Here is a 13910-nt window from a genome sequence, read left to right as displayed (position 1 = left end):
CAGATGTGTATAAGAGACAGGGGTTGGGGTTATCCGGAGGGTCCCCGGCTTGTTTCCCTTCGGCGGCGTTTTCGGTTTGTTGCCTGTGGTTTTGCCGATGACGGTGTTGTCGGGAACGCCGCCGTTGACGGGTTCCTGCGTGGAGCCGTAGACAATGATGTTGCCATCGGTGTCGGTCTTGATCAGCCGGTACCCGACACGGGCGGGGTCCTCGTTCTCGACCGCGTCCCACGCACCGTGTTTGTCCAGCCAATCGCGGAACGCCGGATCATCGTCGGCGTCTTCTTTCAGTTTCGCCCACAGGTACGGATCGGTCATCTGCGTCGCACCGTACGCGCCACCCTCGACACTGGACTCGCCAAGCTTTACGCGCCGCCTTTGCCGCCCTTGGCCTCGACGACCATGACTTGGCCGTCCTCGACCGCGACGATGTCATGCGAGTAGTTGCCTTTGGGGCGGGGATTGACTGTCCATCCGTCGGATTTGAGCATGGCGATCGCCCCCGCCTCGCCGAGGAGCTCCCTGGCTCGATCCTCCGGCGCCTTTGCCTTCCACCATGCTTTGACCGCATCCGCCAGTGGTCCTGTGGGCAACCCGCGCTCTTTGAGCTTATCCAACTCGGCGTCGCGCTTTTTGGTGTCACTATTGGTGAGTTTGGTGATGTCGGCGCCGAGGCCGTTCGCAATGATCTCGATCCCGCCGTAGAACATCTTTCGATGTAGCTCGGCACCGTTGGCCACGGCCAGGGCTGCCAGGACCGGCGGCCGGTACTGCTCATCGATGTCGTCGAAATTCCAGGTGAGAAGTTTGAACAGGTGGGCCTGAAGGCTGATCGTCCCGTCGCCTTTGGGGGCGAAACTGCCGGGTTGTTTGCCCGCGGGATTACCTTCTGCCCACCGCAAGGAGTTGCCGTCCCAGTAGGTACCTAAAACCGGCACATTTGTCTGCCCCGGCTTCGCGCTGGGAAACGAGACCCGTTGGTGGGAGGTATCGGGATCATCAGCAGCACCCGGCCTAGCGCCCGGTGCCGGTGCTTGTGGCTCTGCATACGACCGGACACCCGCTCCGGGCTTCGGAGTCGTTGTGCCAGAAGACTGTCCAGATGTGGAAGGGGTGATATCGGGCAGCAGACCCGGGTCGACGCGGTCGTTCGAATCAGCCGTTGAATCGGTTTTTCGGGGGGCGCTGTGAGTGGTTGTACAACTCGGTTGTCGCCACCACAGCCAAGACGTTGATCGCCGCGCCGACTGCCGCGCCCGGGATCGCCCCCACACCATCAGCAGCGGCACCGACCAGCGCCCCCTCCTCACCACCCGTCTCCGCAGCAGCCAGCAGTGCAGCGGCCAACCCCGCTTCTTCGCCGGCCTGCAGCCCCTCCTCGCCCGCTTGGAGGCCCTTGGCGGCCCCACCGGTGAGGGCGGTGCCGGTTCCCGCCTCGACAAGACCACCGCTGTGACCAGAGTTGGTCTTCTCTGTGCCCGAGCTGATTTTGTTGCCGTCACGATCGACGGTGAACAGATATTGGCCGGCGCTGTTGAGCACCGCATAGCGAGGTTGCCCATCCGGGCCGTCATCCAGACGCGCCTTGCCGGCCGGGTGTGGATCATTGAGCATGCCGAGGTTCGGTGCATGCGCGGGCAACTGAACATCGAACTGTGTGCCGTCGCTCGGATCGTATCCGTGCAGGGAGCGCGCGGGATCCGGTGCAGCAGGGACCAATCCGGGTGCGTTGGTATCCGCGGCAGGAAAATCGGAAACTTTTGCGCGCGGCCCGGAATCGATCTGCGTCGATGGCTCCTGTCGCTGGACTCGCGGCACAACACTCAGCGGCGACGCCGATCGGTGGCGGCCCGGTCGTTGTCGGCACGGATCGCTGCACCGGCCTGGGGATCAGTACCCGTCAGAGCACCTAGGAGGGCCGAGGAACCATTCGAGTCGTCGTGTGAATTCGGATTCGGGGGCATGGGGAACTCCACAGTGTGTGAAAGAGGATGCAGCACAGTGATTCGAGTACTGCAGTGCCGCTGGCAGAGGCGATGTCGTGACCGGGTGTCCGACTAGGCCGCAAAGAGCGTTTGGGCGCAAAATACGCAGTGCCCCTGTCTCCTTCAGGAGACAGGGGCACATTTCGCGGTGGAACTCAGGTGATGTGCACGAAAGTGCCCGCACCCGAGGAGATAGTCGCCGCGTACGCCGACCACTGACCGTTGTCGATCACCTCGACAGTGATCAGATCGCCATTGGCCACAGCGACCGATGTGGTCGCGGTCGACGGACTGGAACTACTGGTAGTGCCGGTCACGATCACGGTGTTGTTCTTCTTCAGACGCACCTGGATCGAATTTCCGAACATGCCCGCAGTCCACGCGACCGTACCGGTCACCGTTGCCGCAGCCTTTCCTCCTAGGGCCACAAGCGCATTCGAACTTGTGGTGGATCCGGGATAGTTGGCCGTATCAGCCACCCACCCTTGAACCTGGGCCCACGCACTCGACGACGTCGCCTGCGTGGGATTCTTCGTCATGCCGGCAGGCGCGAAGCCCGGCGTCACCACAGCGGACAGACCCCCGGTGCCCGACCATCCGACCGGCCCACCGGTGGCTGCAGCGGCCGTTCCGGCGGTCCCGAACAACGCGAGACCACCGGTGACGGCCGACAAGGCACCCACGCCGGAAGCGGCTCCGGAGGTATTCGGGCCCACAAGGGCGCCGCTACCACTGAACGCCGCCGTTTCGATCACCGTGTCGGTCACCGTCAGCACTGCAGAGCCGCTGAAAGCCGCCGGTATGCTCACGGTCGCGACGGTGGTGCCCGTACTGCCGAACAATGCGGGACCACCGGAGACCGCGGTCAGGGCACCGATGCCTCCAGCCGCCGAGATTGCGCCGGTCTGGGCGGTCAATGCACCCGCGCTGCCACCCGCGTATGCGAGCGGCACCGCGGCTGTCACTGTTGATGCCGGCTGCCCGGCTCCGCCGAAATGCGCTCCGAGCACGGCACTTCCGCGGACGGCAATCGTTGCGGTTGCGCCGCCGGTACCTGTTTGGTTCTCGGTCAGCCCCACCGATTGGGTATACGGTGCGCCGGTGGAACCTGTGCCGGAAAACAGTGCGACGTAGCTGATTGCGGCTGTCGCCGCGCCGGTTGCGTAGAACGACGGCCATTCCTGAGAATTCGGCAGAATCGACAGGCCGAGTCCACCGGTGCCGCCGTACGCGGCGTTGCTGGCGACCAAGCCGCCCGCACCGCTGAAGGGAGCGGAAACGACGATCGCGCTTCCTGGTCCTCCCGCGATGCCGACCGAAGCGCTCCCCGATGCAGGGAAGGTCGCTCCGGCCGTACCGATGGAAGTGGTTGCCGCAGCGAACATTCCGACTCCCGTGCCGGTCCCGGGTGGACTCGCGGTTGGCGTGACCGCGACGGCGAGCATGCCCAGACCTGTTACCGCGGCGAGCGCATACGGGCGGATCACCGGGACCTTGGCACCGTCGATGACGATCAGCGGGGCCGTCGGCATCGGCACCGCACCGATCGGTGGCGCCGGCGCCGCAGGGGCCGCGGTCGGTGGTGCCGGCAGTGTCGCCGCGATCACCTGTACTGGTGTTGTCACAGCGCCTCCGATTCAGTTGTGGTTGAAGGTTTTCGGCTTAGGTCATGGTGAAGGTCGGCGTCACCAGCAGAGTTCCCTGGGAACCGAGCGTGGTCGAGGCGATCGCGACCTTGTCGATGAAGGTGCCACCGGAAGCCGAGGTCCACAGGCCGGCGTAGGTGTAGGTGCCGGCGGGCAGGTTGATGGTGACCTGGCTACCGGATACCTGACCGTTGCTCGCAGCGCCCCAGGTCGTCGCAACCCGGGCGTAAGCGGGCGAGCCGCCGGTGGCTTCGTTGGCGCCACTGGTGCCCGGGTCGCCGGTGTGGATGGAAACGTAGGTGTTCGCGCCGCCGATGCCGGCGTAGGCGTTGCACAGCGTGTTCTTGGTAGCGGTAACGGCGATAGCCATGACGGCTCCTCATTTCTTCTGGGTGGGTTGACGAGTCCGGACCCTGTGGCCCGAACCGATTGGAGGGAAAGAGAATGTCGCGGATCTCAGGTGCGCACGACCGCGCCCTCGTACCACGCATAGGTGGTCGCGGGGGTGGTCGGATAGGTCACCAGCATCGTGTAGCGCGAATTGGCCGGGATGGCGTCGCTGATCGCGCTCGGTACAGCCCACGTGGCCGCGGCCGACGTCACCGTCGCAGGCCAGGCGTCCAACGCTGCGCCTCCGGGTGCGGTCAGCACAATGGAAACCGTTGTACCGTTGGGGAATACAGCGCCGCCCGACGGCTGGATGGTTTGAACGAAGCTGGCGCCAGTCGTGAGTTTCAGCGGTTCGATCGTTGGTTGGTATCCGAGAAATCCGGGATCGGTCGGTGTGGTCATATGACTCCTTGATGGTGGTGTTGGACCTCGTTCATCAGCTCCGGAGACAGGTGCAGTTCCGGGATGTGCCCGGATTGCGCGGCTTCGATCACGCCTCGTAGCACGGCCAGTGCTTCACGGAAAAGCCCTGTGACGCGGTCTAATTCGCGGATCGATGCCTCTTGGGCCGCCTCTACCGCGTCCAGGCGGTGGGTGACCGCTCGCAGTTCGGTCGAGACCCGCGTCAGGGTGGCCAGGGCGATGTCGTTGACATCTTTGGCGGCCGAGACTTCGTTGCGCAGATTTTCGACCGGGTCACGTTTGCGGGCGCGCAGCCAGGAGAAGAACGCCGCAGCGCCGCTGCCGCCGAGAAAGGTGGCGGTACTCAGCACCGTTGTCTCGACCAACGGCATCAAGCGCCCCCGGACTCGCCGGCCTGCTCGGTCTCCGGTTGTCCGATCGCGGCTACCAACTCCGCTCCAGCGTGGGCTGCTGTGGCGATGACCGGACGGTTTCTGACGTACCAGACGTTGAAGCTACGGGCCATCTCCATGGCGGTGACCAGCCCTGCGCCGGACTGAGCCACGGTCGCCGGTGCGTAGCGAAACAACACGACGGCCACGGCCACGAGGTTGATCAGACCGCCGATGACAGAGACGACTGCCTTGGCGTTCGTGGCTAAGGCATCCCCCGCGGTCACGGTGCGGTCTTCGGCGTAGTACCGGCACGCAGGTCGGCGACCGCGTCGACCAGGGTGAGGTTCTGGCCCTCGGCGGTGGCGCCCAGCTGGGGCCATCCGTGTCCGGTCGGTCCGAGCAGCTGCGCCCAGATGTCTTGAACCTTTTGATACAGGTCTGCCTGTTGGGCATCGGTGAGGGCCATGAGAGCTCCCGTCGTGGTCGATGTGGATGTCAAAAGTCGCCGCAGGTCCTCGACGGTGCCGCGAAACGCGTTGGCATCGACGGCGTGCCCGGCTACCTGTGCGGCATCGGTGAACTGAAGAATGTCGACGGCTCTGCCGCAGAAGCCGTTCCAGTACGGTGAGCTATCCCCCGGATACAGGTCGGCGGCGAATCCGGTACCACCGACATAGCTCGATTGGATAAGTCCGGGCACCTGGGCGAGGTCGGGCGATCCGATCTGCTGGGCGTACCAGCGCGGAATGTAGCTCAAACTCACCGTGACGCCGCGCGCGTTGATCGCCCGGCACAGCGCCCAGAACACCGACATCTCGCCAGAATTCGCTTCGAAGTCCAGCATCGCGGGTGCTCCGCCCAGATGTTCAGTGAACAGTGCTGCCTGCCGGTCGATGTCGCAGTCCGCGCGTACGTAGTGGTAACCAGCCACGAGTAGTCCTGCGGCGTGTGCTGCCTGCCGGTATGCCGGCCAGGTGTGGTCGACGAAGTAGTCGCCCTCGGATACTTTGGCGAAGACGAAGTCGAAACCTTCGGCCTTCACCTGGGCCAGGTCTATATCGGGACCGTTGTTATTGGATATGTCGATTCCGAAGATCGTCACTTTCTCACTCCCATAGAAGGCGTCGTGACGGCAGGGATCTCAGGAGAATGAGCACAAGGTGCCGTCGAAGAAGGTGGCCACGCCGCCGGCGTCGCCGCGCACGCCGGCGCTCTGTCCGGATTGGAATCCGGGGGCGCAGACGGTTCCGGCACCGAGAAAGACCACAAAGGTCGCGCTCGTGTCGTACTGGTTGCTGCCCATCGCTTCACCGGCGAAGCGGATCGCAGTCCATGTCCCGCCCGCCGCCGGCGCCGTATACAGCACAGTCCAGTAGGGATTGGATCCAGCGGCTGTGTCCCACTGGAAGCCGACGCTGATCACGTACCAACCTGATTTCGTCACCTGAATCTGACCGGTACCAAGATCGATGAGATTGATGTTGTTGGTCTGGCGGACCGTATCGAAAACAGGCGCAGTCAAAACGTTGGCGCCGGCACTCTGCGCGACGCTGGAGGTGTTCTGCCGGTACAACGACCAACCGGTTCCCACGATCGGAGGCGAGGCGGTGTCGGCAGCGGCGAACGAATCGAAATCGAAGCCGTAATAGCTGGACGTTCCCCAGGCAGAGCTCTGCTGCAGATACGTACTGATGAAGCCGACCCAACGGTTGGTGCTGCCAACCGGTGAGACCGCCGAGGTATCATGATAGTTGAGAGCGCCGACACCGTTGATCTGCACGGTGTAGCTGTTCCCCACAGCGGTCAGGGTGATCGTATCGCCGGTGGAAATCGAGAATTGACTGCCCCCGACCCACTGGGTGAATGTGGTGGTGCCGCCGCTTCTGACGCCGTAGCCGAGCGCAACGCTTGTCGTAGATACCGCCGCCCACACGAACGACGACAGGTCGGCGGCTGCGCGGATCACAGGCCCGCTGCCGAGGTCGTTGGAGCCGGCCTGGTTCACTGCGCCCAAGACCACCGACACTGATTCCGAATCGGTCAGCAGTGGCGTCTTCCACAGTGCGCCGACGCTTCCATTGCCGGTGTTACCCGACTTGGTGATTCCCGCCTGGCCGTTGACGACGCTCACGTCGGCGACCGGGCCGGATCTGAACGTCGCCCAGGACGCGGTGTTCCAGCTGGAGAAGTTGTCGGTCACCGAGGCTCCGCCGACTTGTGTCTGCTGCTGCTGGGTTTGCAGCGCGGCGATGGCCGAGGCGTTGGCGGTCGAGGTGTCTTGCGCGGCTGTGGCCGTCGACTGAGCGCCCGACGCTCCCACGGCCGCAGCGGTGGCGGCCGACATCGCCTGCGCGGTCGCGTTGTTGATATTCGTGGTGGCAGCGCCGACGCCCTGGAACGACTGCATGACACCGGAGATGATCGACTGCTGTGCCGACTGCCACGTCAGTTTCTGCAGGCTGGGCAGACCCGCGCCGGTGCCGGCGGGGCCCGCATATGCTCCCGCCGGGACCCGCTTGTCCGGCGAGGTCATCGCGCTGCCTGTTCATCGGCCGGCGGCTGCTCGACGGTTGTGGCTGTTGCCAGATTGGGCGGAAGATCACGCGCGTCGACCAAGTGCGCGAGGTCCCCTGACTCACGCAGTTGCTGCACTACGTGTGCGCGCTCGTCGGCGGTGAGCTGGGCCATATCGGGCGCAGAAACTTCCGCCGGTGCTGGGGTTCCGGCCGGAACCCAGCGCCCGGACCCGTTGAGCCAGTGGGTAACTCCGCGTGCGGGATGGTGATATTCCTTGGTCTGCGCCTGCGGGTCGTGTCGAAACCCTAGGTCCCACAGATGCTTCGACCATTGTCGAAGCACATCGGGGTGGACCATCAGCGGCGCATTCCGCGGCCCCGGCAGGCCGACCAGCGCCCATGTGAACGCCTCGTGCGGATTGTTCGGATCACAGTCGTCATAGGTAGGGATGGACATGAATAGTCGTCTCCTGGTTTACATCTGGACAGCAAGCTCGTGGATTTCGTCGACGATGTCGGCGATCACCCGCATCGACTTGGCAAACGGCATGTCGTGGTCGTGATCGGTGCCGACAGTGATCTGCCATGCCGGGCTGGCGGTGCGAGACCACGCCAGCTCGAGTTCGGTGACCTGATCGACATATATGGAGCCGGCAGGCATCCCCTTGACGGTGGAGCCGACACGATCGCCGAGGAAAAAGTGACCCATTCCCTGGTCCCCGATCAAATAGGGCTGACCATTCGCGACAGTGAACTTGTGGGTGAAATGGCGGCGGGTCTTCCACAGGCCCTCGCCGAGCGTCAACAACGAACCGAGGGTGTAGGCACGGTCGGCGCTGGTTTCGAAGTGCTCGTAGTAGTGCGACCAACCCGACGCAGCCGCACGGTCGGGGGCCTCGTACTGGACCCAGGCCAGCAAGGTGTCCGACAGCAATGCCATCGCGATCGTATTGACCACCTCGGTGGCGCCGTTGGCGACACCCTGGAGCAGCGGGCCGGCGTAGGGCACCTCGCCGAGCAGGCCGCCGATGATCATGCCGCAGAACTGAATCGCCGACGAAATCGCCTCATTGACGCCAGGCGCCGAATGCCCGCCGGTGAGGATCTGCACCGACGACGAGGGAGCGATGACGAACTGCGAGGTCTGAATCCCCGAGTACTCGTTCTGCCGGTAGACCACCCAGGGATTGGATGGCAATGTGCCCATCCAACCGGGGTTCTTGTACAGCGCTGGCGCGTCCGGGTCGGGCAGGACATTGGAACTCATTCCCAGCCAGTCGCTTTCGAACATTTCGATCGTATGTTGCAGCCCGTCCCAGATGTTTCCGCCGGTGCTGGTCCCGGTCGTGAAGCCGGATTTGTCGACGATGTCGATCACGAGTGCGCCGTTGCGCAGGTTTGCTCCCGGCCACGGTGGCGGGTCGCCCTGCAGCCAGCGTCGGGTCGTCACCGCGAGCTGTGCCGATTCCAAGGTTCCGGCCGCTGCTTCGTGGAAGTTCTTGAACCGGGATCCGAAGATGGTCCAGATCGAAGTGTCGGTCGCGTACGCGGTCGGGACGACCACCACGGGCCAGTTCGACATATCCAGCGATGCCCACTGATTGATGTCGATCGGGTCGGCCGGCAGTGTCCAGCTCAGCCGCCCCTGCAATCGAAGCAGGTTCACGAACAGCGCTGTTTTGAGCACCCACACACTCGGCCCGGCGAGCAGAAACTCACGCGGAAACTGCACTGCCGCAGGAAGAAAGGGATTCGACCAGCAGTAGATGTGTTTGAGTTCCTGGTAGGAGTGCATGAACATCAACTCGACAGTGGTCACGCCGTGTTCGTCTGTGGCCAGGACGGCCTTCTCCAGCCTGCCGTCCCAGCGCGCGCCGTCCTTGTCGACGGTGATGTGCACGTTCTGAGTCGTGCGACCGTTGATGTCGACCGCCCATTCGGCCAAATAGTTGTCCACGGGCAGAGTCAAAATGCCGGTGCCGGCCTGATTGAGCACCCACCGGAAATCGGCGCTGATCTCCGCGCCGCAGATACCTCGCAGGTTCCAATCGCCGTCCCACAGCCGAACCAGTGGCCGGGCGAAGCGCTGGCGTTTGCGTGATGCCTTCGCGGCCTGCGCGTCGGCGAAGATCTCGGGAAGCTGTGTCGCAACGGTCATTGCAGCCCCCACGGCCGCGACCAGTTCCTTGGCTGGACCACCATCACCGATGCGCCGACCGGCGCTCCGGTCACCGTCACCGGGATCGATGTCGACGGCGTATACGGAGGCACCGCGTAGAGGAAGCTGACACCGTTCATCAACGCCCAAATTTGGGATCCGTCGGCGGCGGCGATCATCTCCTCCATCGGATCGGTATCGACCGTCAGGTCCTGTCCGGCCGTCGTATGGGGCAAGATGACGACCCGCTGGGCGTCACGGTCGTTGGGAATCCACGAAAAATCGGGCAACGTCCATTTCCCCGGCGCCGAACACACCCACTTCAGCCACATCGGCTGATCGGTCGGGTTGGCGACAGCCACTGTGCCCGAATCGATTCGGCCACCAGAGGTGTCCACCGTCGAGGACCAGGTGCTGTTCACATCCGACTCCACCCACCACGGGTTCCCCGCGGTGCACGTCATCACGACCTTGCCCCACATCTTCAGATGCGGGTCCTTCTCCGGTTTGAAATCCGGCTGCTCGGACAGACGCAACGCCAGCGACCGCGTCCCGAAATCGGTTGTGATCGTCAAAGTCGCATCACGGTCGTAGGCCCAGGCCTTACGCCAGGCACTGTCCACCGCCTCCCACGACTGCCCTGCGGTCTGAAATACGTTGACCGCAAAGACCACATCGCGCTTGTTCGTCCGGTATCCCCCGAACGACGACCCGATCTGGAATGCCGACTGATTCCAGATCGTTGTCACCGGAGCGTCGTACAACCCACTCGGCGCGGTAGCCAACTCCACCCCCTCACGGCCGCGTCCCAGGCCAGCGATCGTCCACTGCGATCCATCGACCCCGGTCACCGTGATCATCGCGGCATTCGATGCCACAACCTCACCTCAATTCGTTCTTTCCGATTCGATAGCGACAAGCGGAACTGCGCACGCTCGCGCGTTGAAGTTGCTATCTATTAGCTAGTTGTCGTCTTGCTATGCCCTGGACAGGCCACGAAGGTTGCAGAGCGGATGCCCCGGCGTCTAACGTCGTTGCGAACTTTGCGCGGCTGCCAATCAGCATGTGGAAGCACCCTGAAGGACGACATGGCGAACGGCACGATCGTCGTAGAGCGACACAGCGGATTCCAAAATAGATACCGCGCATACCAAGTCAAGATCGACGGCACAGTCGTCGCTAACCTTCGCAACGGACGATCGGTCGAAATAGCCGTCACTCCCGGAGTTCACAGTGTTCAACTCACGGTGGATTGGTTTTGGAGCAGCAGAATAGTGGACGTTCGCGTCTATTCCACACAGCAGCGGACACTGATCTGCCGCCCGCGCCGCTTTTATGAGGCGATGTTCGACCTGAGAATAAATTCTACAACTTACCTGAATCTAGAGATGCTGCGATGAGCAGGACTCATTGTGAATGCATGAGTTCCCACTGCACCGAAAGCACCTTCAATCGCCCGATAACGTCGTCTGAACCAGAAGCGGAGATATTCACCGTGGCCGGCTGCCCTCCGGGTGCGGGCTGCAGCGCCACTCCAGCCGCAGGAGCGGGCTGCCGCACCCGCGCCGCGAGCATCTCCTGAAGAAAGAACGGATTCGAGTTCAGCGCTTGCAAGAATGGTCTATTCACAGACGCGGATCGAGCATTCATCACAAATTCGCCGTCGGACAAGTACGCCGGAATCTTGTCTCCGATCGAGGATCCAGGACCACTTACACTGCCGCCATCGGCGTGCTTACCCGGATTCGCGCCGGATTGCTTCGACGTGATGGCGTCTCGCTGGCTTTTCCAATCGTCGTAGTCCTTGCGAGAGGCATCCGGATGGGAGCTATCTGCTGACGGAATATTCTTGCCCTTCGCCCAATCTGGATGCTGCGCGTTGCTCTGAGCGAGAAAACTCCCAAGATAGGCGGGATCATCGGGAAGAATCAAGTTATATCTGTCTTGCTTCGAGGGAGAAGCCGCCGCCTCCATTCCCTTTTGGATGCTCTTCGTGGCCAAATAGCCGGCCACTGCTCCGACGACAGCACCCGTCGCGATGCCTACGGCAGTCCCGACGACTGGAGCCGCCGATCCCACAGCACCGCCGATCTCCGCGCCGACGAGGGTTGTGCTCCATTCAGCGGCTGCCCCGCCGGCCGCAGACCCAGCCGCGTACCCGACGAGCGCACCACCGAGTTCGGACGCATACGCCTCGGACGCTGGCATGCCCTGCTTAAGGTCGGCTGAGATCGATGGCGCTGCCGCGAAGAGCGCGACCGCCGGGCCGAGCCGACTTAAGCCTCCTAGCGGACCGAGCGAATAGTCGCGGGTCCACGGCTGCCAACTGTCCGGTAGATCCTGGCTGTCCTTCATCAAGGCGCGAGTTAGGTCATACACAGTCCCGGTCCCGCCACCACTGCCGGCAGCCTGGAAGTCGGCGACGGTGGGTGTCCAGGTGAATGTAGAGCCGTTGGCGCCTTCAAATTCGACGGTCGGCACTCCTTTGTCGTCGTACCTTATCGACCTAGCAGACTTACCGCCGTGGATCTCAATACCAGTGGGCTTGCCCTGACTGTCCATGGTCAGGTCATAAGAGGCTCCCCAACCAGTCCCGGGGAGCGACCCCTGCATATGCTTCGTTATCGACAGCACAGATGACGCCTCGCCGGGAAGCGTTTGGGTCATCGTGGTGGTAGGAATACCGTCTACGTCTACGGTTCGGTTCTGAACCACCGTTCCCGAGGGCAACTTGATGGTCGCGTCAGGCTTGTCGAAATCCTTGACGTTCGGTGCACCTAGATAATCGAGCGCACTTCCCGGTTCAATGCTGTTCGGCCCCGCTTTCGCCCACGGTGGCGCAACACTGCTGGTCATCGACTGCGCCATCCCGTCCGAGAGACCTGTCGTTGCAGAACTGCTCGCGGGAGGACCAGCCGGCACCACCGGACGTTCGACACTGGAATCAATTCCGACTGTCACGCCCGGCGGCGGCCCGTCCGGCCCGTCCAAGCCTGCGAGGGCGCGCTGCATCGGAGACAGTTCTCGCGACGACGGCGGCGGAGAATTCGGCGGATCTGCAGATCCAGGGGCCGGGCCATTTCCAGTGACAGGCGGCGGCAGACGCCTCATCCAAGCAACCACGAATGGCCACCCTTTCTTATGTGTTTGCGTAACATCGACGCTTCGTTCCAGCCGCATGCGCTGGTCGTCAGGAACTCGCACTAGCGATGGGGGTATACGTCGATTACCATCACCGGAATGCCTTCACCGAGTAACCACAACCCATCCGGCTATCAGTGGGTGCGGGTGTGGCCTACGAATGCCCCTCGCGCCCGCCGCTTCACTGGCGGGGCGCTTCTCGTGGGAGCCATATTGGCCTATACAGAACACTGGCTATCGTTCGCTAATGCCACGGTGGCTGCAGTTCTTGGATTGGCACTGATTTCTGGCAGCGGAAAGACCCCACGTCCGACAGTGCGCATAAACAGCGATGGTCGGCCGAAGCTGAGCCCTAACGTCTTCAAAAACCCGAATTTTCAAGGCTTGGCCTTGCTCGAATGCGCTGGCATACTTGCGATCTGGAATGGAGTCAGCGGGCAGGCTCCTGGATGGTTCATCTGGGCCGGAGGGGTCATAATAGTAACGTTGTCCCCTATTTTGTGCTTGCCATTGGTCACGCGTTCACAAAGGTACATAGTATTCGGCGAGCACGAACTCCGCGTAGTCAATACCTTCAAAACCTCGGGACTGGACCGGCGATACCCTTGGGCGAGCATCAGCAACGTCGAATTGCTCGCCGAAGTGTCGAGCCGTGCAACTCTGCCGAGCGTCACTTTCCGGTGCCCCCACGAGTCCGTCATCGAGAATTCCGTGCCTGGCCGATCGGATTATTTGCGAGATGGCCAAGATAGTTGGCGGATACCGGTTCTATGGTGGAATGTCGAAGTCAACGCGTTTCTTGCAACTCTTCGATACTTTGCAGCCGAGCCGGCGATGGCACGTGACGCCACAGCTTCAGACGTGCGCTCCATGCTCACAGCACCGAACTGGGTGCACCGCCGCCAAGCGCCTCGCCAGCCGCTACTGGCGCGCACCTGAAAGGCGAATCGGTCTGAGGCGCAGCGTAATACCAGTGACCACCAGTCTTCAACTGATGTAGACAGACACCAGCAGGCCAGCAGCTATCGCCTGGCCGGCACCGTTTTGGTGAACCCGCGCGTCGATCACGTCGCCAGCTAGCAGGATTGGCTGGGTGGTGACGGGAATCGAAACCGGTGTCTCCGGTGACAGTGTGATCCCCGCGGCAGTCTGAACCGTCACGGGTAAGGGACCGGCTTCGGGTTTAGGCCAGCGCCGGTCGGCGTGGCGATTGTTGAGAGTAGTACGCGGCTTCGTATTCGGCCGGGGTCAGGTAGTCCAGCCGGGAGTGCAAGCGG

13 protein-coding genes are annotated in these 13910 nt (G+C 62.8%); all 13 read right to left on the bottom strand.

Going from position 1 to position 13910, the window contains the following annotated elements:
- Window positions 1-365 precede the first annotated feature (365 nt).
- On the bottom strand, window positions 366-938 hold the full coding sequence (locus tag C5E41_RS32065; RefSeq protein ID WP_104380760.1) for a hypothetical protein: 573 nt from the start codon (window positions 936-938) through the stop codon (window positions 366-368).
- Window positions 939-1155: 217 nt separating this feature from the next.
- Window positions 1156-1818 carry a hypothetical protein gene (locus C5E41_RS32060; RefSeq protein WP_104379431.1) on the bottom strand — a complete coding sequence of 221 codons (663 nt, stop codon included), beginning with the start codon at window positions 1816-1818 and terminating at the stop codon, window positions 1156-1158.
- Between the two features lie 322 nt (window positions 1819-2140).
- Entirely contained in the window at window positions 2141-3610 is a 1470-nt protein-coding gene (locus tag C5E41_RS32055) for a hypothetical protein (RefSeq protein WP_146097771.1), read from the bottom strand.
- A 37-nt stretch (window positions 3611-3647) separates the two neighbouring features.
- The gene (locus C5E41_RS32050; RefSeq protein ID WP_104379429.1) at window positions 3648-4001 is read right to left on the bottom strand and encodes a phage tail fiber protein; all 354 of its coding nucleotides are present in this window, start codon (window positions 3999-4001) and stop codon (window positions 3648-3650) included.
- 86 nt (window positions 4002-4087) lie between these two features.
- A complete protein-coding gene (locus C5E41_RS32045) occupies window positions 4088-4423 on the bottom strand; it encodes an LtfC-like domain-containing protein (protein ID WP_104379428.1) in 336 nt (111 codons plus the stop codon).
- Window positions 4420-4794: a hypothetical protein gene (locus C5E41_RS32040; protein WP_146097770.1), complete on the bottom strand. Its 375-nt coding sequence runs from the start codon at window positions 4792-4794 to the stop codon at window positions 4420-4422. Before C5E41_RS32040 ends, C5E41_RS32045 begins: the two co-directional genes overlap by 4 nt.
- Window positions 4795-4814: 20 nt before the next feature.
- On the bottom strand, window positions 4815-5102 hold the full coding sequence (locus C5E41_RS32035; RefSeq protein ID WP_063030460.1) for a hypothetical protein: 288 nt from the start codon (window positions 5100-5102) through the stop codon (window positions 4815-4817).
- Window positions 5099-5920, bottom strand: a complete 822-nt coding sequence (locus tag C5E41_RS32030; protein ID WP_104379426.1) for a glycoside hydrolase family 25 protein — start codon at window positions 5918-5920, stop codon at window positions 5099-5101. The genes C5E41_RS32035 and C5E41_RS32030 overlap by 4 nt, the downstream gene beginning before the upstream one ends.
- Window positions 5921-5959: 39 nt before the next feature.
- Complete coding sequence (locus C5E41_RS32025; RefSeq protein ID WP_146097769.1) at window positions 5960-7225, bottom strand: DUF7257 domain-containing protein; 1266 nt, start codon at window positions 7223-7225, stop codon at window positions 5960-5962.
- A gap of 122 nt (window positions 7226-7347) precedes the next feature.
- The gene (locus C5E41_RS32020) at window positions 7348-7791 is read right to left on the bottom strand and encodes a phage gene 29 protein family protein (RefSeq protein ID WP_104379424.1); all 444 of its coding nucleotides are present in this window, start codon (window positions 7789-7791) and stop codon (window positions 7348-7350) included.
- An 18-nt stretch (window positions 7792-7809) separates the two neighbouring features.
- Complete coding sequence (locus C5E41_RS32015; RefSeq protein ID WP_104379423.1) at window positions 7810-9492, bottom strand: phage tail protein; 1683 nt, start codon at window positions 9490-9492, stop codon at window positions 7810-7812.
- A complete protein-coding gene (locus C5E41_RS32010) occupies window positions 9489-10370 on the bottom strand; it encodes a phage tail protein (RefSeq protein ID WP_104379422.1) in 882 nt (293 codons plus the stop codon). Before C5E41_RS32010 ends, C5E41_RS32015 begins: the two co-directional genes overlap by 4 nt.
- Before the next feature lie 529 nt (window positions 10371-10899).
- Window positions 10900-12348, bottom strand: coding sequence for a hypothetical protein (locus C5E41_RS32005; RefSeq protein ID WP_146097768.1), 1449 nt, complete (start codon window positions 12346-12348; stop codon window positions 10900-10902).
- Between the last annotated feature and the right edge of the window lie 1562 nt (window positions 12349-13910).

This window comes from Nocardia nova (assembly GCF_002933465.1).
Lineage (GTDB): Bacteria > Actinomycetota > Actinomycetes > Mycobacteriales > Mycobacteriaceae > Nocardia > Nocardia nova_B.
The sequence above is the reverse complement of the archived record's forward strand: the minus strand, read 5'-3'. Positions and strand labels throughout refer to the sequence as shown.

Coding starts and splice junctions, on each gene's coding strand:
- C5E41_RS32050 (WP_104379429.1), bottom strand. CDS start 4,001: ATGGCTATCGCCGTTACCGCTACCAAGAACACGCTGTGCAACGCCTAC.
- C5E41_RS32045 (WP_104379428.1), bottom strand. CDS start 4,423: ATGACCACACCGACCGATCCCGGATTTCTCGGATACCAACCAACGATC.
- C5E41_RS32025 (WP_146097769.1), bottom strand. CDS start 7,225: ATGCAGTCGTTCCAGGGCGTCGGCGCTGCCACCACGAATATCAACAAC.
- C5E41_RS32020 (WP_104379424.1), bottom strand. CDS start 7,791: ATGTCCATCCCTACCTATGACGACTGTGATCCGAACAATCCGCACGAG.
- C5E41_RS32015 (WP_104379423.1), bottom strand. CDS start 9,492: ATGACCGTTGCGACACAGCTTCCCGAGATCTTCGCCGACGCGCAGGCC.
- C5E41_RS32005 (WP_146097768.1), bottom strand. CDS start 12,348: ATGACCAGCAGTGTTGCGCCACCGTGGGCGAAAGCGGGGCCGAACAGC.